Origin of the sequence: Spongiibacter sp. IMCC21906, assembly GCF_001010805.1 — a bacterium.
Lineage (GTDB): Bacteria > Pseudomonadota > Gammaproteobacteria > Pseudomonadales > Spongiibacteraceae > Spongiibacter.
Window position 1 is genome coordinate 799,158 of record NZ_CP011477.1, and the last position, 20,892, is coordinate 820,049.

Genomic DNA, 20,892 nt, shown 5'->3' on the forward strand with positions numbered 1-20,892 from the left:
TCAGGAATGCCTTTTTATGGCCGACGACAAGAGTTTGCATCGTTTGAATACTGGCGCTTTTTCGCGCCGCTTTCAGCTCTCCAAGGCGGGATTGCGTTATGGCAGTCGCGCACTGCGTCATTCTTTAATGGACCGTTTCAGCGACGATGAAGAGGCGTCTGCCACGCGGCGCCGAGAGAATATTGAATACTTTGTTGCCGAACTGGGGCAGCTCAAGGGCAGTGTCGTTAAAATTGGCCAAATCATGGCGACCTATGGTGATTATCTGTTGCCGCCGGAGGTGGTGGAGGCGCTGCATTCCTTAGAAGACGACACGCCGCCCATGTCTTGGCAAGCCATTCAAAAGGTGTTGGCCAAGGAGTTGGGAGAAGAGCGGCTGGCCGATTTGGAGATTGAAGAACAAGCCTTGGCCGCTGCGTCCTTGGGGCAGGTGCATAAAGCAACGCTGCGCAGTACTGGCGAAAAACTGTGTATTAAAGTGCAGTACCCCGGCGTCGAAAACACCATTGATGCGGACTTTAATGCGGTGCTGCGCTTGCTGAAAATTTCCCGCTTGCTGCAATCTACTCGTAGCGCCGAGGAATGGTTTAGTGATATTCGCACTTTGCTTTACAAAGAGGTGGATTATGACCAAGAGCGCCGGGATATGGACTTTGTCAGAGAGTCCTTAGTGGATGACAGCAGGTTTGTGGTGCCGATGAGCTTCCCCGAATACAGCACCCGGCGGGTATTAACGATGAGCTATGAGTCTGGTCATGCGGTAGGTTCGGCAGACGTCGCCGCCCTGTCGCAGCCCAGGAAAAATCGGCTGGGTAAAGCCATACTGGATGAGTTTTTAACCGAGCTGTTTAGCTGGCGACGGATGCAGACGGACCCCAACTTTGGCAACTTTCGGGTGCGAATTGACCAAGACGGCGAGATTGATCAGCTGATCTTGTTAGATTTTGGTGCTATGCGCTTATTGCCCGAGGAGTTTGCCGCAGAATTCTGCGACATGATGCTGGCGGCTTATCACTGTGACCGGGAGATGTTTTTGGAGCGGTCGATCAGTTTAGGATTTATGAAGGCACACTTCCCTGACAAGGTGTTGCAGAACTTTGTCGATATCGGCATGGACATTGGCGAGCCACTTCGCAAACCGGATGATCGTGTTCCTAGTCAGGCGGTCAATGAACTGGGTGAGTATGATTGGCGTGGCAGTAAACTGCCAAAACGGATTGCCAAGCGCGCGCTGGAAGCCTCGATGAGCAAATACTTTGCGCTGCCGCCAAAAGAGTTTCTGTACGTGATGAGAAAGTTGATGGGCGTATATGCCTTGATCTCTCAGTTGGATGCTCAATTTAATGGCGATGAATCCATGGCCCCCTTTTTATAGAGGCGGCTCGCTACCGAAAGGGCAAGAAGAAAGAGGGAGGTGGCGGCTTACACATGATTTAACAGTAAGGCATAAAAAAGGGACCTGCTAGAGGTCCCAAGATCGAGGGTATTGAGGATAATCACTTACTTAGTGCCTGGGTGGGCAGTAAAGTTCAATCCATCGACATATTTACATCATAGATTTTGCAATGCCTTCAACATCTAAGATTAGCTCAACCGTGCGTGATGCCGGTCCCAAATCATAATCGATGCCGAAGTCTTTCAGCGCAAACTCCGTTGTTCCGGTAAAGCCTTGGCGATAACCGCCCCAAGGGTCTTTGCCGCCGCCTACTTCGGTCACATCAATGGTGATGGTCTTGGTTACGCCATGGAGTGTGAGCTCGCCTTTGAGTTCGGCGGTGTCCTCGCCGGTAGGGGTAAAACTGGTGCTTTTAAAACGGGCGGTGGGGTATTTGTCTGTATTTAAAAAGTCGTCGCCGCGCAGGTGTTTGTCGCGCTCGGCATGGTTGCTGTCGATGCTGCTGACGTCAATTTCTACATTCACTGATGCGTCTTTGGGGTGCTCAGGATCATAGTTAAAGCTACCTTCAAAATCATTAAAGCGACCGTATAGCCAGCTGTAGCCAAGATGTTTAATTTTAAATTGAATAAAGGCGTGGGCGCCTTTGGTGTCGATAGTATATTCAGTTGCGTGTAACTGACTGCTGAGCCCGAGCAGTAAGGTTAATCCAAATGCTAAAAAGCGTGTCATGGTCGTATTCCTTTTGTGGGGGTTAGCGCTTAGGTCGACGAGCGCGGCCCAGCATTTTTACCAGGGTCGTGTCGTCATCGATAAAGTGGTGCTTTAATGCGGCTGCGGCATGTACGCCAGCCAAAATAATCAAGATCCAAGCCAGTATTTCGTGAACGTCCCCGGCAATATCTTCCTGATTCGGTATGTCTTTGATGGTGGCAGGCACCGAGAACCAGTCAAATACGCTAATTGCTCTGCCATCAGCGGTAGAGATTAAATAGCCCGCCGCCATTAATGCCAGCATCAAAATATAAAGTGAAACGTGAGTGAGAGTTGCAGTACGTTTTTCCCAAGGCTTTAGCGATGGGTCGTGGTGCGGACGGATATTAAAGGCCTTCCACAACAGGCGAAAGAGTAAAGCCCCCAGCAGTAAGATACCGATGCTTTTATGTATGAACGGCCCTTGACGATACCAGGGGTCGTAGTAGGACAGGTCTCGCATCCAAATGCCCAGCGCAAACATACCGATTACCGTTATGGCCATTAGCCAGTGCAGGCTGACGCTGCCCCAGCCATAGCGGTCTTTGGTGTTTTTGAGTGGCATGCACCGCATCCTTTGCGATAAATGTAATGCCTACCAGTATAGAAAAGTATTGTTGATAAAAAAGCGCAAAAACTGCGGGTAAATAATCTAAATTTTTGATGGGTTATGTGTGTTAGGTGCAAATGCTTATGGGGTTGCGTGAGGTTTGTGTGTACTGTTCTGTGAAATCAAGCCTAGAACTGGAAAGCATAGATCATGGAATGCTCACCTCTTTTTACCGCAAGCAGACCCATTTTACGCCAAGGCGAACGGGGTACGGCACCACCGCCCCGGAGTCGGCGGGTTTTTTCTGTGGAGGGAGTGGGTGGTGAGGCTTGTTGGTATTTCAAGACCCGTGAAGGCTCACTGATTGGCGCCTATCGATCAGAGCTAGAGGCCGAGCGTGGTGTTGCAGATTTTGTCAGTTTTATGGTCAGCGCCCCAGCAGATTTGAGAGCACGCTTTCTTCAGCATTTACAAGACGGTAACAGCGTCCCGACTCCCCCGCATTCCACTTAAATTATTCTGTTCCACGCAATTTTGTTTCCTTAATGTAGCCACCTCAATATGTACTATGGTTTGGGGCTTTTTCCTGTGCGATCATCAGAAAAATTTTCGGGGTGACGTACTGTGATGGATGATTTTTTAGTCTATGCCTATCTGCTAGATGGTCGTGGTGGCGCGAAGCACTTGAGTCATGCGGAAGTTGACGCGTGGACGCCGGATCAAGGTTTGCTGTGGCTGCATATGGATTACAGCGCACCGGGCACAAAAGGCTGGTTAGAGCAGCAGGACTATCTTGACGATATTGCAGTTAATGCCTTAACCGTAGAAGACACTCGCCCTCGGGCTACCTCGCATAATGGCGGTTTACTCGTGGCGCTTCGGGGAGTGAATATGAACCCTGAATCCGACCCCGAAGATATGGTTTCTATTCGCTTGTGGCTAGATGAAAACCGAGTAATAAGTTCCCGCAAGCGGCGCTTGTTGTCGGTGGACGATATTCTGGATGCCTTTAAAGAGAATGAAGGGCCAGAAAGCAGCGGTGATTTTTTAGCGATGCTTTGCAATCGCTTGGCATGGCGAATGTCCAATGCAATAGACAATGCCGAAGACCGTGTAGACGAGCTGGAGGAGTCGGTGCTTACCGTGGCCCGGGGCAAGTTGCGCCATGAGCTTAGTGAGTTACGACGGCAGGCGATTTCGCTGCGACGTTATCTGGCGCCCCAGCGTGAAGCTTTATCATGGTTGCAAACGGTCAGGTTGGCTTGGTTTGACGATAAGTCCAAGCTGGAGGTTAGAGAATCCGCTGACCGGCTTTCTCAATATATCGAGACCTTGGACAGCATTCGGGAGCGGGCCGCCGTCACCCAAGAGGAGCTAATCAACCAGATTTCTGAAGAGTCCAACGCGCGAATGTATTTGCTGTCTCTGGTGTCAGCCCTGTTTTTGCCTTTGGGCTTTGCCACAGGTCTATTGGGGATTAATGTTGGAGGGATACCTGGGGCCGATAATGACAGTTCCTTTATGATTTTTGTCGGGATTTTGCTGACGATTACCGTAGGGATTTTGTTGTACTTCCGTTTTAAACGCTGGGTCTAAGCCCGGCGTTTAAAACTAGAATGAATAAAATAAGAGTGCGAGGGTATTCCAAGTTGTCATCCCCGACGCCCTCTCTACACATTGCCATCCGTGGCGCCCCTCCACACTCCGTCGTCCCGGACGCGATAGCGAGCCGGGATCCAGTTGCTCGGTGGAATGTTTTACCTCAGACAGATAGTCAAAGTGCGGAGGCTTACTGGATACCGGCTCGGAGGCCGGTATGACGACAAAAGGCAGCAGCGACAAGGCTTGCAAGACTAAAACTTAACCTCTTAAGTTATTCTGGTCGAGCCTTCCCCCATACACTCGCCATCGGATACTATCTCCACTCCTCGCACTTCTCGCGCCTAGCCTCTTCGTCATCCCCGACGTACCCTCCATACTCCGTCATCCCGGACGCGACAGCGAGCCGGGACCCAGCTGCTCGGTGGTATGTTTTACCTCAGACAGATATTCAATGCGGGGTGGTTTACTGGATACCGGCTCGGAGGCCGGTATGACGACAAAGGAGCGCGATGAGCAGAAGGCCTTACAAAACTTTCGTCATCCAAGGTGCACCCTCCATACTTTGTCATCCCAGATGCACCCTCCACACCTCGTCATCCCGGACGCGATAGCGAGCCGGGATCCAGTTGCTCGGTGGAATGTTTTACCTCAGGCAGATATTCAATGCGGGGTGGTTTGCTGGATACCGGCTCAGAGGCCGCCATGACGACAAAGGAGCACGATGAGCAGAAGGCCTTACAAAACTTTCGTCATCCAATGTGCACCCTCCACACTTTGTCATCCCAGGCGCGCGCTCCATACTCCGTCATCTCGGATGCTCTTACTCCCACTCTGTCATCCCAGGCGCGTCCTCTATACTTCGTCATCCCGGACGCGATAGCGAGCCGGGATCCAGGTGCTCGGTGGCATGTTTTACCTCAGGCAGATATTCAATGCGGGGTGGTTTACTGGATACCGGCTCGGAGGCGGGTATGACGACAAAAGGCAGCAACGACAAGGCTTACAAGGTTAAAACTTAACCTCTTAAGTTATTCCGGTCGAGCCTTCCCCCATACACTCGCCATCGGATACCACCTCCACTCCTTGCACTTCCCGCGCCTAGCCTCTTCGTCATCCCCGACGTACCCTCCATACCTCGTCATCCCGGACGCGACAGCGATCCGGGATCCAGTTGCTCGGTGGCATGTTTTACCTCAGGCAGATATTCAATGCGAGGTGGTTTACTGAATACCGGCTGCTCTAATCAACTTTGCAGTTCTTGCAAAATGCTTTTTACCGGTTCAACTTGGTTCATGGTGTAAAAGTGAATACCGGGGGCGCCACCTTCCATTAAAATTTGACACATTTCGGTGACAAACTCGGTGCCAAACTCAATCACGCTTTGCTTATCGTCGCCGTAGCCTTCCAGTTTTTGGGTTAGCCATCTGGGAATATCGGCGCCGCAGTTGCGGGAGAAGCGTGCGAGGTTGGTGAAGTTGGTAATCGGCATAATGCCGGGATAAATCGGCTTGTCGATACCGGCTTTTTCGCAGTCTTCCAGAAAATAGAAATAAGCGTCTGCATTAAAGAAGTACTGGGTGATGGCGCTATTGGCACCGGCGTCCAGTTTCTGTTTTAAAAACTGAATATCGGCAACATAGCTTGGCGCATCTGGGTGGATTTCCGGGTAGGCGGCGACTTCAATCTCAAAGTGATTGCCGGTGTGTTTGCGAATAAATTCCACCAGTTCTTGGGCATAAACCAAGCGGCTTGCCCCCATGCCTGAGGGAATGTCACCACGCAGGGCGACAATCCGGTCTACGCCTGCGTTCTGATATTCTTTAAGCAGTGCCAGTACGGTGTCTTCGTCATCGCCGCCAAAAGATAAATGCGGGGCGACGGCTAAGCCAGCGGCTTTGGCTTCCATCACAATGCTTTTGGTGTTGTCTCGAGTGCTGCCACCGGCGCCGTAGGTAACGGAAAAAAAGCTGGGGTCGAGGGTGGCAAGCTCGCTACGCACCGTCTGAAGTTTTTCTCGTCCGACCGGTGTCTTGGGGGGAAAGAATTCGAAGCTAAATCGTTTGCTCATGGATAGTGGTTCCACAATCTGTGCGTTAACGGTGGTAAATCAATGCCACCGAAAGTTCTTCGCCAAGGGGTTGCAAATGGTGCAAGCCCCTCGGCGGTTTGCGTGCTTAGTATTTATAGCTGTCGGGTTTAAAGGGACCTTCAACGGTCACGCCAATATACTCCGCCTGGTCGGGCTTAAGCTGAGTGATCACACCGCCAAAGCCATTCACCATATGCGCAGCCACTTCTTCGTCTAATTTCTTGGGCAGGACTTCAACGGTAATGGCGGCAGGTTTCAGGTTCTCTTCCAAGTCGGCAAACCGGCGCTCATACAAGTAAATTTGCGCCAATACTTGATTGGCAAAAGAGCCATCCATAATCCGGCTGGGGTGGCCAGTGGCATTGCCAAGGTTCACCAGGCGGCCTTCTGAAAGCAGGATCAGATGATCGTTGCTGGCTTTGTCGCGATACACCACGTGAACCTGGGGTTTGATTTCGTCCCACTCCCAGTTTTTACGCATAAAGGCGGTATCGATTTCATTGTCGAAATGACCGATATTGCAGACCACGGCGCCGCTTTTCAGAGCCTTCAACATATTGTCATCGCAGACGTTGATATTGCCTGTAGTGGTGACCAGTAAGTCGGTGGTGCCGAGCAGCAGAGTATTGATGCTGGCTTCGCTGCCATCGTTAATGCCGTTGTTATAAGGCGACACCACTTCAAAACCGTCCATACAGGCTTGCATCGCACAGATAGGGTCAACTTCGCTGACCTTAACGATCATGCCTTCTTGGCGTAGTGATTGAGCTGAGCCTTTGCCCACATCGCCGTAGCCAATCACCAAGGCTTTTTTCCCAGATAACAAATGGTCTGTGCCGCGTTTGATGGCGTCGTTCAGGCTGTGGCGGCAGCCGTATTTGTTGTCGTTTTTAGATTTGGTGACCGAGTCATTCACGTTCACGGCGGGTACTTTAAGGGTGCCTTTCTTCAGCATCTCCAATAGGCGATGAACACCTGTGGTGGTTTCTTCGGTAATGCCGTGAACGTTATTTAATACTTCAGGGTATTTGTCGTGGAGTAGCCCGGTAAGGTCACCGCCATCGTCCAATACCATATTGGCTTGCCAAGGTTGGCCATCTTTGAGAATGGTTTGCTCAAGACACCAATCGTATTCTTCGTCGGTTTCGCCTTTCCATGCAAAAACGGGAATGCCCGCAGCGGCAATGGCCGCGGCGGCATGGTCTTGGGTAGAGAAGATATTACACGATGACCAGCGCACTTCGGCACCCAAGGCGATCAGTGTTTCGATCAATACCCCGGTTTGAATGGTCATGTGGATGCAGCCCAGAATCTTAGCGCCGGCCAAGGGCTTGCTGTCACCGTATTTTTCCCGCAGTGACATCAGCGCTGGCATTTCGCCTTCGGCGATATTCAGTTCTTTACGGCCCCAATTGGCTAATGAAATGTCGGCGACTTTGTAGTCATTAAAATTTTCTACCGCGTTTGCTGTTGCAGTCATGATTCTTTCCTCGTTGCGTGAGTGTGCGTGGCGCGAGTTTAAAGCGCTGCTTTCAAGTCGTCGGCGCGATCTGTTTTTTCCCAGCTAAAAGCCGTGCTGGTTTCCGATTTTTGCTGGCCGTTTTCTTTCCAGTTATAGGTGTGTTCATAAGGCTCGCGGCCAAAGTGACCGTAGGCCGCAGTGGGCTGGTACATGGGGTGAGCCAGGTCCAGCATTTTGGTAATGCCATAAGGCCGCAGGTCAAAGACCTCACGAACGGCGCTAATTAATTTGTCGTCGCTGACCTTGCCAGTGCCAAAGGTGTTAATAGAAATAGAGGTGGGCTCGGCTACGCCAATGGCATAAGACACTTGAATTTCACAGCGGTCAGCCAGGCCTGCCGCCACGATGTTTTTGGCGACATAGCGGCCAGCGTAAGCCGCGCTGCGGTCAACCTTTGACGGATCTTTGCCAGAGAACGCGCCGCCGCCGTGACGGGCCATGCCGCCGTAAGTGTCGACAATAATTTTGCGACCGGTCAGGCCGCAATCGCCTACTGGCCCGCCAATGACAAATTTGCCGGTGGGGTTAATGTGAAATTTGGTACCGGCATGCAGTAATTCAGCGGGCAGCACCTGTTTGATGATTTCTTCTTGCACGGCTTCCTGTAGATCGCTTTGAGAAATGTCCGGGTTGTGTTGTGTGCTTAGCACCACTGCGTCTACGGCAACGGGTTTGCCATTTTCGTAGCGCAGGGTAACCTGGCTTTTGGCGTCGGGGCGTAGCCAGGGCAACGTACCGTTTTTGCGCAATTGAGCCTGACGCTCAACTAAACGGTGGGAGAAAAACAATGGCGCAGGCATCAGTGATTCGGTTTCATTGGTGGCGTAGCCAAACATTAACCCTTGGTCACCTGCGCCTTGATCTTCGGGTTTGGCCCGGTCAACGCCTTGATTGATGTCTACCGATTGTTTGCCGATGGCGTTAAGCACCGCGCAGCTGGCACCGTCAAAACCCACGTCGGAGCTGTTGTAGCCGATGCCGGTAATGACGTCGCGAATAATGTCTTCTAAGTCCACATAGCAGGAGGTGGTGACTTCGCCTGCGACGACGGCCATACCGGTTTTTACCAGGGTTTCTACCGCGACACGGGCGAACTTGTCTCTGGCTAAAATGGCATCCAGAACAGCGTCAGAAATCTGATCGGCCATTTTATCGGGATGACCCTCGGAGACCGACTCGGAGGTAAACAGGCTGTAGTCAGACATGGTTGTCACATTCCTCATTAAAATTGGTAGTCAAAAGTTGTGATTAAGCCGGGTGTTCAAATGCTATAGGGTTAAGAAAATGCTTCCGGTTTTATAAAGTGCCGAACCTGTACGCGAAAGCCGTTCAATTGGGCTAAATAGGCGGCGGCACCTTCTTGTAGTCCGGCTGCCTTTGCCCATTCACTTAAATCATCGGGTTCAAACCCCAGCCACACATCGCCGCAGGCTTCTTTTGCCCAGCTTTGATCGTGATGACATAAATCTGTTACGCAAAACACACCGCCGCCGCGAAGCAAATTGTGGGCGTCGGTAAAAATATCCGCAGGTGATGGCACATGGTGCAGCACCATATTGGCTACCACGCAATCGGCCTCGCCCTGGGGCAATTCGCGGTTGCGGCTGTCTCCCAATAGCGGGGTGACGTTTTTTAAGCCTTGCTCATCAATAAAGGCTTGGGCTCGGCTCAGCATGGCGTTGGCGTTGTCCAGGGCAATCACTTGCTGGTAGCGACTGGCCAGCTCGCCTAAAAAAGCACCTTCGCCGGGGCCAATTTCAATCGCTAGCTGGCCGCCTTTGGGCTGATAGTTGCGCAGCAGCTCGGCGGTGCTTTGGCCGTAGACCTCAAAGGCCACCATTTGCTCCTGCTGTTGGCGAAACTCACCGGCGTGTTGAGCAAAAAAAGCGCGTGATGACGCAGCGCGCTCGGCTACGACCGTATCAAGTCGATCTTGAGCACGGGTGTTCAGCACGGTGGCATCAATGTTATTCATTAATACGGTGTGCAAGCTGGCTAAGCTACCCTCGGTAGAAAAGGTGCGCCGGTAAAACAAGCTATTGCCTTCTCGGCGTTTGGCCACCAGTCCTGCATTGGCAAGAATTTTTAAGTGATGACTCATCCCCGATTGGCGAATATCGAGAATGGTGCATAGCTCCTGCACGGTATAAGCATCTTGGTTCAGTACGCGTAATATTTGCAGGCGCAGGCTGTCCCCCGCTGCCTTGCAGACTTGTAGCAAGGTGTCGCTGTGGCTGTCGGTCTCGGCAAATGTTTGGGGGCTACTTAACATGCGAGGCAGTGTAACAACTTTTGCACCTATATCAAAATATTTTGATATAGGTTTTTGTGCTCAGTAAATCCCTGTCGTGGTTGCGTGGGGAGGCGTAAAGGGAGGGGTGTAGCCACAGCCGGGTGCTGACAGCGCTAGGGTATAAAAACGAAGGCGTCGTGCTATGTTAGGACGACGCCTGCCGGTTAAGCGGTGTTACAGATATTTCAGCCAGTCGTCGGTAAATTTATCCATTTGCTTGTAGACGTGATCAAAGGCTTCGCGACTTTTGCGGTAAGGGTCGGGAACCGCGTCATTATTTGACCATTTGCCCAGCAAAAAGGCTTTGCCGCTAACTTGTGGGGCAATATCGCTAATGCCTTTAAGGTGGCTAGGTTCCATTGCCAAAATCAGATCAGCGCCCAGCAAGAGCTCTGAGCGCAGCTGTCTCGCTTTATGGGGGCTGGGGTCAATACCGTTTTCCAACAGAATGGCACCGGCTGTTGCATCAATGGGTTTGTCTACCAGCGCACCGAGCCCTGCTGAATGAATGGTCAGCCCCGGTTTGTTGGCCAGTTTATGTTTGAGCATATATTCGGCGGTGGGACTGCGGCAGATATTGCCGATACACACCACAAGAATGTTTTTAAACATGAAGTTAGCCCGGTTCAGCCTTAGAAAAACGCAATTTTCACCGTCTGAGAGCAAAGTCGCAAGATAAATGGCTATTTTTACGGTTCTGCTATTTGCTGTGTAGGCTCCGGTAGGGGAAAATACCGCCTCTCTTTATGACCAGCTAAATTCAGGAGCCTTCGATGCCCTCTCGTAGCGACCTCGCTAACGCCATTCGCGCACTGAGTATGGATGCCGTTCAAAAAGCCAATTCCGGCCATCCCGGTGCCCCCATGGGTATGGCCGATATCGCCGAGGTGTTGTGGCGAGATTACCTGCAGCATAATCCGGCCAACCCCGAATGGCCCAACCGTGACCGTTTTGTCCTGTCGAATGGCCACGGCTCAATGTTGATTTATTCGCTGTTACACCTGACTGGCTACGATCTGTCCATCGACGACCTTAAAAGCTTTCGTCAGTTGCACAGCAGAACGCCAGGTCATCCGGAGTACGGCTATGCACCGGGTGTTGAAACCACGACCGGCCCCTTGGGGCAGGGTATCGCCAATGCCGTGGGTATGGCGGTGGCTGAAAAAGTGTTGGCAGCGCAATTTAACCGCGACGATCACCGCATTGTTGACCACTACACCTATGTGTTTTTGGGTGATGGTTGCATGATGGAAGGCATCTCCCACGAAGTCAGTTCACTGGCGGGTACACTGGGCTTGGGTAAGTTGGTGGCGTTTTATGATGACAACGGCATTTCTATCGACGGCGAAGTAGAAGGCTGGTTTACCGACGATACTCCAGCGCGATTTGCCGCCTACGGCTGGCATGTGGTGCCAAATGTCGATGGTCATAACAGTGCCGAAGTTGCAAAAGCGATTGAGGCGGCCCGGGCTGAGACCGATAAGCCGACCCTGATTTGCTGTAAAACGATTATCGGCAAAGGCTCACCCAACAAACAGGGCAAAGAAGCAAGCCATGGCGCGGCGCTGGGTGAAGACGAAATTGTGCTCACCCGTGAAGCATTGGCTTGGCCCCACGGCGCCTTTGAGATTCCCGACGATGTCTACGCCTCCTGGGATGCTAAAGAAGCGGGTGCGAACGCCGAGGCCGATTGGAATGCTCGCTTTGCCGAGTACGCTAAAGCCTATCCTGAGTTGGCAGAGGAATTTACCCGTCGCAGCAGCGGCAAGCTGCCCGCAGATTTTGAGGCGCGCTCGCAAGACTTTATTGCTCGTTGCCAAGACGAGGGCAAAGACATTGCCACTCGCAAAGCCTCACAACTGTGTTTGGATGCCTACTCTGAAATGCTCCCAGAGTTGTTTGGTGGCTCAGCTGACCTGGCGGGCTCTAATCTCACGATTTTTAAGGATGCCAAGCCGATTAGCGCGGCTGATGCCAATGGCAACTATCTGCATTACGGGGTGCGCGAATTTGGCATGTCGGCAATGATGAACGGTATTGCCCTGCACGGCGGTTTTATCAATTACGGTGCTACGTTCCTGGTATTTATGGAATATGCCCGGAACGCGGTGCGTATGGCCGCCATCATGGGTCAACGCAGTATTTTTGTTTACACCCATGACTCTATTGGTTTGGGCGAAGACGGGCCAACCCACCAGCCCATCGAGCAAATTGCCTCGCTGCGCGGCACCCCCAATATGTCATTGTGGCGACCCTGTGATATGACCGAATCGGCGGTAGCTTGGCAGGCGGCGTTGCAGCGTAATGACGGCCCAAGCTCATTGATCTTTACACGCCAGGGTTTACCACATCAGCGCCGTAGCGCCACTCAGGTAGCGGCTGTTGCCAAGGGCGGTTACGTGTTGAGCGACTGTGATGGCGAAGTCGAAGCGATCATTATTGCCACTGGTTCTGAAGTGAAGCTGGCTATGGCCGCCCAAGAAAAACTGGCCGAGCAGGGGCGTCGGGTGCGGGTGGTGTCCATGCCTTGTACTGACGTTTTTGAAAGCCAGGATGCCTACTACCGGGAGTCGGTACTGCCTAGCAATGTGTTGGCACGGGTAGCTGTAGAAGCGGCTCATAAAGACTACTGGTATAAATACGTTGGTCTGGACGGTCGCATTGTCGGCATGGACAGCTTTGGTGAGTCTGGCCCAGCCGATGCGTTGTTTAAGCATTTTGGCATTACAACTGACGCGGTTATCGAAGCCGTTGAGGAAGTGCTTGACTGATGTTGCGTTTGGCCATTAATGGCTACGGCCGAATCGGCCGCTGTGTGCTGCGGGCGCTCTATGAGTCGCCCCTGCGCGACACTCTGCAGATTGTTGCTATTAATGAACCGGCAGATCTCGCCACCATTGCGCACTTAACCCGCTACGACAGCACTCATGGCCGATTCTTTGGTCATGTCGAGGCGGGCATTAACGAATTGCGTATTAATGGTGATCAGATTGCGGTGACCCACCATAGCAATCTGCAAGACCTGGATTGGACCCGTCACAACATTGATGTCGTGCTGGAATGCTCTGGCACCATTAGTCGTTACGACGAGCTGGAGGGGCATATAGAACGGGGTGCTAGACACGTATTATTGTCTCAGCCCGGTGAGGCGACCTTGCCCACCATTGTTTACGGCCTGAATCATCAAGAGCTAAACAGTGAGATGCGTATTGTCTCTAATGCGTCGTGTACCACCAATGGTATTGTGCCCATTATCGATGTATTACATCAGGCTTTTGGCGTGCGCTCCGGCTGCATCACCACCCTGCATTCCGCGATGAATGATCAGCCGGTGCTGGATGGATATCACCATACCGATTTGCGTAAAACCCGGGCAGCGGGCATGTCGATGATTCCGGTGGATACCGGCTTGGCGGCGGGTATTGGCCGAATATTACCCGAGCTGGACGGCCGTTTTGCCGCCCGGGCAGTGCGTATCCCCATCAACAATGTCTCGGCAATGGAGTTGAGCGTTAGCTTAAAAGCATCGGTGTCGCAATCTGACGTCAATGCCGCTTTGCAGATGGCGGCTAGTGGTCGCTTGGTGGATATTCTTGGCTACAGCGATGAGTTGCTGGCGTCTTGCGATTTTAATCACGATCCGCGTTCAGCCATTGTCGACGCCGGAGAAACCCGAGTGGCGGGGGATCTGGCCAGTGTCTTAATTTGGTTTGATAATGAGTGGGGCTATGCCAACCGAATGCTGGATGTAGTGGCACACTGGTTGCACTAAAATATTGGCTGACTCATACGGCGCAACTGAGGGCTTGTATTAATATCGCCCAAAAGCTGAGCTGGCAACAACAGGTGTAAAAGGTGTGGGCTAATTGCTGGCAATGGCTTAGGCGATTGGTGCTCATCGCCCGCTTTCAAGCCTCATTGTAGCTGAGGAAAGACAGCTAAATAGTTTGATAAATCTTACAGGGAAACAGCTATGTCAATTTTGAAAATGCGCGATCTAGAGCTTTCTGGAAAGCGGGTTTTGATTCGTGAAGATCTTAATGTCCCCATCAAGAACGGTGTTATCACCTCTGATGCCCGTTTGCGGGCGGCGCTGCCAACTTTAAAGCTGGCTTTGGAGCAAGGTGCCAAAGTCATCGTGATGTCTCACTTGGGACGGCCTGCCGAAGGCCAGTTTGAAGAGCAGTATTCCTTAAAGCCCGTTGCCGATTACCTTAGTAAGGCGCTGTCCCAGGACGTGGCCCTTGTTGCTGATTGGCAACAGGGCGTCGAGCTGGCCGAGGGGCAGCTGGTATTGCTGGAAAATGTTCGCTTTAACGCCGGTGAGAAAAAAGACCAGGAGTCACTGGCCAAGGCCTATGCCGCGCTCTGCGATATTTTTGTAATGGACGCTTTTGGTACCGCTCACCGGGCCCAGGCATCAACCCACGGTGTGGCCAAATTTGCCCCCGAAGCTTGCGCTGGGCCGCTGCTGGCCGATGAGTTAGATAACTTAGAGAAAGCACTGAAGGCGCCCAAACGGCCGATGGTGGCGATTGTCGCAGGCTCGAAAGTGTCTACTAAGCTCACCGTATTAGAAACCCTGTCCGATAAAGTCGATCAGTTGATCGTTGGTGGTGGCATTGCCAATACCTTCTTAGCGGCTGCGGGGCACAATGTTGGCAACTCTCTGTGCGAAGATGAGCTAATTCCCAAAGCTAAGTCGTTAATGGAAAAATGCGACATTCCTTTGCCTAGCGACGTTGTGACCGGCAAAAAATTTGATGAAAATGAGCCTGCGAGTCTTAAACAGGTCGCTGATGTCGCCGATGACGACATGATTTTTGATATTGGCCCCGACTCTGCTGCACAATTGGCTGACATTCTCAAAGATGCTGGTACCATAATCTGGAACGGCCCGGTGGGTGTTTTTGAGTTTGAGCAGTTTTCCGCTGGTACCGGCGCCATCGCTGCCGCCATTGCCGAATCGGCCGCCTTTTCTATTGCTGGTGGTGGTGACACACTGGCCGCCGTCGACAAATTCGGTATTGCAGATAAAGTTTCCTATATCTCCACGGGTGGTGGTGCATTTCTTGAATACGTAGAAGGCAAGGTATTACCCGCCGTCGCGGTATTAGAAGCACGAGCAGCCAACTAAACGATTTCACTGGAATTAAGCAAGGATTGAGTCATGGCACTTATTAGTATGCGCCAAATGCTGGACCACGCCGCCGAATATGGTTACGGCGTGCCGGCGTTTAACGTCAACAACTTAGAGCAAACCCGCGCGATTATGGAAGCCGCAAGGGAAACCAACAGCCCGGTGATTATGCAGGCCTCTGCCGGCGCTCGGAAGTATGCGGGTGCGCCCTTTCTGCGCCACATGATTCTGGCGGCGATTGAAGAGTTTCCAGAGATCCCTGTGGTCATGCATCAAGATCACGGTACCAGTCCCGCTATTTGCCAGCGTTCTATTCAGTTGGGTTTTAGCTCGGTAATGATGGATGGCTCACTCGGTGAAGACGGTAAAACCCCCACCGACTATGATTACAACGTCAACGTTACCCGCAAAGTCGTCGACATGGCTCACGCCTGTGGCGTGTCTGTAGAGGGTGAGCTGGGTTGCTTGGGTTCTTTGGAAACCGGTCAAGCTGGTGAAGAAGACGGCGTGGGCGCTGAGGGCACTTTGTCTCACGAGCAAATGTTGACCGATCCGGAAGAAGCCGCGGACTTTGTTGCCAAAACCGGCGTCGACGCACTGGCCATTGCCTGCGGCACCAGCCACGGCGCCTATAAATTTACCCGCCCACCCTCTGATGACATTCTGGCGATTGGGCGCATCAAAGACATTCACGCCCGCATCCCAGATACACATCTGGTTATGCACGGTAGCTCCAGCGTGCCCCAAGACTGGTTGGCCATTATTAATGAATATGGCGGCGAGATTTCTGAAACTTACGGCGTTCCCGTTGAGCAGATCGTGGAAGGTATTAAATACGGGGTTCGCAAGGTTAATATCGATACCGACCTGCGGCTGGCGTCCACGGGTGCGATTCGCCAGTTTATGGCTAAAAACCCCAGCGAGTTTGATCCCCGTAAATACCTGAAAGAAACCATTAAAGAGATGAAGGCTATCTGTGTGGCTCGCTATGAAGCTTTTGGTACTGCAGGTAATGCCAGCAAGATTAAACCCATGAATCTCGAAGCCATGTTTATGGAATACGAGTCAGGGCGCTTAGATCCAAAAGTGAAGTAATGACTCATTGTGATTGTGTATTAGAGCGGCTGCCAATTGGCAGCCGTTTTTGTTTGTGGTTGAGATGCGTACATTTATAAAGTGTTTAATTCCGTTCCGGGCCAGCGGAGGCAAAATTTACCGCGTAAGTTGATGATGTGCCGCTGAAGGGAATTTCTACTTATTTTGGATTGGCGAAGGTGTGTCAGCGGTTTCGCCGATAGTAAAAGCAGGTACAGGTAGGATATATGGATAACTCAAAAGCTCTCCCGCCAGGCCAAGTTCAAGTGCCCGAAATGCTTCGTTTTGGCTTGCCAACCTTTGCTAAGAAAATAACAAAGGGGCTCGATAAAGTTGAAATTAAAATTAATGGGGATGTGAAGTCGCCTTTATTGGTAACGGATCAATTGCGCACCCTGGTGAGAGTGGATCAAGTTTCGGATTTTCATTGCGTAACAACATGGTCGGTGGTCGATTTAAACTGGGGTGGTTATCGATTCAAAGAGTTTTATGAACAAATTGTTGTTCCGAATGCGCAACCAAATGACACGGTAAAGTACGTGGTGTTTGAAGGGCTGGATGGTTATCGAGTCAGTATGGTGTTAGCTGATTTATTGAATGAGGATGTTCTTCTGGCCGACTCGCTATATGGCCAGGATTTGGGCTTGGCGCATGGCGCACCTATGCGATTGGTGGCACCAGCACACTATGGCTATAAAAATATAAAGCATATTGTGTCTATTCGCTTTTTGGCGAGCCTGGATGCGTATTCCTTTCCATTTCCCTATCCAAATCGTATGGAGCATTTACGTGCTCGAGTGGCACTTGAAGAGCGGGGGCTGCTGGAAAATAAAAAGCTGATACGGCGGCTATATAGAATGCTGATTCCAGTGGTTCGATACTGGTTTAAGTTAATGGGTTGATGGTTGCTTATTAGCCTTTTTGGGTAAGGGCTTAATGCCACTTACCTGGGAGAGTTTGGGTTTGGTGAGGCCGTAGTCGTAAAAAGGGTTATCAGTATTTACCCGTATTGCTGTTCCTTGCAAAAACGGGTCTTGTAGCACCTTATGTTTTCATTGAAAACTTTAGGTGTTTAGCCGGTCTATTTCTTAAGCTGGGATAGCTGCTGAATCAACAATAAGTTAGTTAATAATAAAAAGGTAAATGCGATGAGAAAATTGACTGCACTTTGTGTGGCTACCCTGCTTTGTTCTCCTGTTTCTGCGCAGAGCTATTTTAGTGAGTTACTTATTTTTGGTGACAGTTTGCTCGATAGCGGAAATTTGGGGCGCCGCTTTACCAATCGACTGGGGGATGGCAGTGGTGATTACGCCGTTGGGCCTTACGCCAATATTGCTCCCCAGTACTTAGGTTTGGCGCTTGGCTTGGCAACTGATCCGGCGGCGGCTGGTGGCACAAACTACGCGGTGGGGGGGTATGAAACTGCAGATATTTTAAATTCTATTAATGGTTCTGGTTTAGCTTTACCTGCTGGGGGTACGGTGGCACGGCCCGCTTATTTAACGGAGTTCAATCGTGTTGATCCTAATGCGCTTGTTTTGATTGACGGCGGTGGCAATGACTTTCTGAATGGTACTGCGACGGATCAGGCCAGCATTGTCATGTCTGCACAAACTTTACTTGCTGGAGTGTCTGCAGTGAGTGGTGCAGGCGGTCGATACATTATGCTCAGTAATTTGCCCGATCTTGGTAAAACACCCGCGGCGCAAGCGCAAAATTTGAGTTTGCCCGGTTATGCAGAAACCGTGTCGGCGGGGGCGGCGGGCTATAATCAGGCGTTAACAACCTACGCGAATTTCAACCAAGCGAATATTATCCCGGTGGATTTGGCAGGGGTGATTAGCTACGTGTCAGATAATGCGGAAGATTACGGCTTTGCTAACGGCACAAATGCTGCGTTTGGCCCACTGGCGGGCTTCGATCAGCGGTATATGTGTTTTGATGACAGTGGTGGAGACTGTGTAGAGCATCCTGTCTACGGTATTGATGGCGTTAGCCCCGATCCAGATAAATTATTATTTAACGATGGCGTTCACCCCACTGCTAAAGTCGGCGCTATTACCGGCGACTATTTGATTGATGTCGTGGTGGCACCGCAATTGGTCGGTCAATTATCAGGTATTGCGCTAGGTATGGCGCGGACCCAGCACAATAGTTTGGCGCAAACGCTGCGGGAAAATCGCTGGGCTGCTAATAATGTTGACCGTTTTTTTGTTAGTGCCAGCGGCGTCAATGAAGATGTGCCGAGTGGTGGCGACCAGCAAACAAAGCACTTAACCCTTGGCTACAATAATGCGGTGTCGTCCGCGATGAGTCTGGGCGCTGCGGTTAGCATGGCAAAGCATGAGACTGACAGTGACGGCGCAGATTTTTCTGCCAGCAGTCTTGGTGTTAGCGGTTTGCTCAATTACCGCGATGGAAATTGGTTGGCAGAAGGCAGTGTGGGCTTGAGTATTATTGACTACAGTGACTTGGACCGTCATTTTAATTTAGGTGATCGGATGCTGACCGCGAGTGGTGGCACAGACGGTTATGGTTGGCACTTTGATGCTCAGCTTGCCTATCAGTTAACGGCAACTGAAAACGTGAGTGTGGCACCTGCTTTGGGGGCGCGTCTGCTAAGCGCTAATGTGGATGGTTATACTGAATCGGGTGGCGCGGTTTCAAATTATCGCTGGGGCGAGCAGCGTCGCCAAAGCCGTCAGCTCCGCGCGGGCGTGTTGGCTAATTTGGTAGTGAGTGACAAGGTTAATGTTTATGCAGAGTTGTTCTCGGTGTCTGAGCTGGAAGATGCTGACGAAACCATTGACGTTACTAACACCAATTTAGGTTTTAGCTCTTATCACATGCCAAGCTATCGGGCTGATAGCGATACCTTTGTCGATGCGACTGTGGGTGTGTCGGTGGCTTTGGATAAATCCCGTTTAGCGTTGAATATTCTTTACAGTGGTGAAGGCGAAGGTAGAGAGAGCGTTGTGCTTAATTACTCCCGCCCTTTCTAAAGACGCTTGAGTTTGACCTCCAGGAGGCTATCAGGCTGGGCTGTGGGGGTCAAAGAAAACCGTAATTGAGATGGCTGCAGTTGTGAGCATTTGTTTTGCCCTCACAACTGCTTGCCTACGTTTTCCGGTATTAAAAAATCAACACCGGTTTGATTACGTCCCCACGAATAGAGGCATTAGCAGCCTCGTTAATATCCTCAAAGGCAAATTTCTGAATTAATTTATCAAAAGGAAACTTCCCTTCTTGATACCAGTTGGCCATGCGGGGAATAAATTCCTGAGGATCGGCGTCCCCTTCGATAATGTATTTGGCGCCAACCCCTCGTCCCAGCATGCTCATCATATTGGCCGGTAAGGTGGCCTCGGCTGGTGGCACACCGAGCAAGCCGAGCATGCCTTTGGGGAGCAGAATCTCCATGGCCACAGCAACAACACTAGGGATGCCGGTGGTGTCGATGGCGTAGTTCACCCCGCCGCCACTGAGTGTTTGCAGAGCTTCCAGTACATTGTCATTGGCCATCGGGTCTATGGTGTCTGTGGCGCCAAGCTCCATGGCCAGCGCTCTGCGGCTAGCATTGGGTTCAATTACAAACACCTTGTCGGCGCCAACGGCTTTGGCACCCATTAAGGCGCTGAGGCCCACCGCGCCGCCACCAAAAATAGCTAAACTATCGCCGGGTTTAATAGCTAGCGAGTTTACCGCGGCGCCCGCCCCAGTTTGAATGCCGCAACCTAGCGGCCCCATGATTTCTAGGGGTAAGGATTTGTCGATCACAACGGTGTTGGCTTCTCTGGCGACGGCGTAGGTCGCAAAAGATGATTGGCAGAAGAACACCGCGTTAATGGCTTCGCCATTTTGGGTTACGGTGGCGCTGCCGTCGCTGGCTCGGGTGCCAGAAATATTTCTGGGATAGAAGTCGAAACAGTATGCAGGCTGATCTTGTTTGCAGTTTTGGCATTCGCCACAGGAGTCAAAGCTCAGTACCACATGGTCGCCCGGTTCCACACCGGTGACGGCATCGCCTATTGCCTCGACAATCCCCGAGCCCTCATGGCCTAGAACAATAGGCATCGCAGTGGGGAATTCACCCGTACGGCAGGCTTCGTCGGTATGGCAAATGCCACAACCAACAACGCGTATTAGCACTTCGTCAGCCTGAATGGGGGCGAGTTCTACCTCTTCAATTTGCCATGCTTGGTTTATATCACGAACGATGGCAGCTTTAGCTTTAGATGGCAGCTTTAGCTTTAATAGTGGATTGGCTCATTTGTAGGCCTTTCTTGGTTTTTTGTTGTAAGTTGACTGATCCAAATTCTGCTTGTGTAACAGAGACAACTTAGAGTGAGAGTGAATACCGTATTACGATTTTGTATTCAGTGTAGCAAGATGGCAAGAAGGGCCCCAGTTTTTTTGTAATGCTTACACCAAGTCAGTAGCAATCAAGTCATG

General features: G+C 51.4%; 17 protein-coding genes. 9 read left to right on the top strand and 8 right to left on the bottom strand.

The window, feature by feature from the left end; all coding sequences use genetic code 11:
* The first annotated feature begins 16 nt into the window (after window positions 1-16).
* Window positions 17-1,375 (top strand): AarF/ABC1/UbiB kinase family protein, encoded by a 1,359-nt coding sequence (locus tag IMCC21906_RS03685; protein ID WP_047011044.1) that lies wholly within the window; start codon window positions 17-19, stop codon window positions 1,373-1,375.
* Between the two features lie 171 nt (window positions 1,376-1,546).
* Here the strand turns inward: IMCC21906_RS03685 and IMCC21906_RS03690 are convergent, their stop codons facing one another.
* Both IMCC21906_RS03690 and IMCC21906_RS03695 read right to left on the bottom strand, forming a co-directional pair.
* Window positions 1,547-2,128 (bottom strand): YceI family protein, encoded by a 582-nt coding sequence (locus IMCC21906_RS03690; RefSeq protein ID WP_047011045.1) that lies wholly within the window; start codon window positions 2,126-2,128, stop codon window positions 1,547-1,549.
* A 22-nt stretch (window positions 2,129-2,150) separates the two neighbouring features.
* Entirely contained in the window at window positions 2,151-2,714 is a 564-nt protein-coding gene (locus tag IMCC21906_RS03695; RefSeq protein WP_047011046.1) for a cytochrome b, read from the bottom strand.
* Window positions 2,715-2,909: 195 nt separating this feature from the next.
* Here IMCC21906_RS03695 and IMCC21906_RS03700 point away from each other — a divergent pair, with 195 nt between their 5' ends.
* Both IMCC21906_RS03700 and IMCC21906_RS03705 read left to right on the top strand, forming a co-directional pair.
* The gene (locus tag IMCC21906_RS03700) at window positions 2,910-3,212 is read left to right on the top strand and encodes a DUF6316 family protein (protein WP_047011047.1); all 303 of its coding nucleotides are present in this window, start codon (window positions 2,910-2,912) and stop codon (window positions 3,210-3,212) included.
* Between the two features lie 114 nt (window positions 3,213-3,326).
* Complete coding sequence (locus tag IMCC21906_RS03705; protein ID WP_047011048.1) at window positions 3,327-4,295, top strand: zinc transporter ZntB; 969 nt, start codon at window positions 3,327-3,329, stop codon at window positions 4,293-4,295.
* Window positions 4,296-5,544: 1,249 nt separating this feature from the next.
* On the opposite strand, the gene metF is transcribed toward IMCC21906_RS03705, so the two are convergent.
* From metF to IMCC21906_RS03730, 5 genes are all read right to left on the bottom strand, one after another.
* Window positions 5,545-6,369 carry a methylenetetrahydrofolate reductase [NAD(P)H] gene (gene metF, locus IMCC21906_RS03710; protein WP_047011049.1) on the bottom strand — a complete coding sequence of 275 codons (825 nt, stop codon included), beginning with the start codon at window positions 6,367-6,369 and terminating at the stop codon, window positions 5,545-5,547.
* Window positions 6,370-6,475: 106 nt separating this feature from the next.
* Window positions 6,476-7,870 carry an adenosylhomocysteinase gene (ahcY, locus tag IMCC21906_RS03715; RefSeq protein WP_047011050.1) on the bottom strand — a complete coding sequence of 465 codons (1,395 nt, stop codon included), beginning with the start codon at window positions 7,868-7,870 and terminating at the stop codon, window positions 6,476-6,478.
* A gap of 38 nt (window positions 7,871-7,908) precedes the next feature.
* Window positions 7,909-9,117: a methionine adenosyltransferase gene (metK, locus tag IMCC21906_RS03720; RefSeq protein ID WP_047011051.1), complete on the bottom strand. Its 1,209-nt coding sequence runs from the start codon at window positions 9,115-9,117 to the stop codon at window positions 7,909-7,911.
* A gap of 71 nt (window positions 9,118-9,188) precedes the next feature.
* Window positions 9,189-10,184 carry a metalloregulator ArsR/SmtB family transcription factor gene (locus IMCC21906_RS03725; RefSeq protein WP_047011052.1) on the bottom strand — a complete coding sequence of 332 codons (996 nt, stop codon included), beginning with the start codon at window positions 10,182-10,184 and terminating at the stop codon, window positions 9,189-9,191.
* A 195-nt stretch (window positions 10,185-10,379) separates the two neighbouring features.
* Window positions 10,380-10,817 (bottom strand): low molecular weight protein-tyrosine-phosphatase, encoded by a 438-nt coding sequence (locus tag IMCC21906_RS03730; RefSeq protein WP_047011053.1) that lies wholly within the window; start codon window positions 10,815-10,817, stop codon window positions 10,380-10,382.
* A 161-nt stretch (window positions 10,818-10,978) separates the two neighbouring features.
* Between IMCC21906_RS03730 and tkt the strand changes: the two genes are divergently transcribed.
* The 6 genes from tkt (at window position 10,979) to IMCC21906_RS03760 (ending at window position 19,442) form a co-directional block, all read left to right on the top strand.
* A complete protein-coding gene (gene tkt / locus IMCC21906_RS03735; protein WP_047011054.1) occupies window positions 10,979-12,976 on the top strand; it encodes a transketolase in 1,998 nt (665 codons plus the stop codon).
* Complete coding sequence (locus IMCC21906_RS03740; protein ID WP_047011055.1) at window positions 12,976-13,977, top strand: type I glyceraldehyde-3-phosphate dehydrogenase; 1,002 nt, start codon at window positions 12,976-12,978, stop codon at window positions 13,975-13,977. Before tkt ends, IMCC21906_RS03740 begins: the two co-directional genes overlap by 1 nt.
* Window positions 13,978-14,178: 201 nt before the next feature.
* Window positions 14,179-15,342 (top strand): phosphoglycerate kinase, encoded by a 1,164-nt coding sequence (locus IMCC21906_RS03745; RefSeq protein WP_047011056.1) that lies wholly within the window; start codon window positions 14,179-14,181, stop codon window positions 15,340-15,342.
* Between the two features lie 33 nt (window positions 15,343-15,375).
* Window positions 15,376-16,440 (top strand): class II fructose-bisphosphate aldolase, encoded by a 1,065-nt coding sequence (gene fba, locus IMCC21906_RS03750; protein ID WP_047011057.1) that lies wholly within the window; start codon window positions 15,376-15,378, stop codon window positions 16,438-16,440.
* Between the two features lie 227 nt (window positions 16,441-16,667).
* Entirely contained in the window at window positions 16,668-17,342 is a 675-nt protein-coding gene (locus IMCC21906_RS03755) for a molybdopterin-dependent oxidoreductase (protein WP_047011058.1), read from the top strand.
* A 246-nt stretch (window positions 17,343-17,588) separates the two neighbouring features.
* Entirely contained in the window at window positions 17,589-19,442 is a 1,854-nt protein-coding gene (locus IMCC21906_RS03760) for an autotransporter outer membrane beta-barrel domain-containing protein (protein WP_047011059.1), read from the top strand.
* A 130-nt stretch (window positions 19,443-19,572) separates the two neighbouring features.
* On the opposite strand, the gene IMCC21906_RS03765 is transcribed toward IMCC21906_RS03760, so the two are convergent.
* The gene (locus IMCC21906_RS03765; RefSeq protein ID WP_197085945.1) at window positions 19,573-20,589 is read right to left on the bottom strand and encodes an NAD(P)-dependent alcohol dehydrogenase; all 1,017 of its coding nucleotides are present in this window, start codon (window positions 20,587-20,589) and stop codon (window positions 19,573-19,575) included.
* Between the last annotated feature and the right edge of the window lie 303 nt (window positions 20,590-20,892).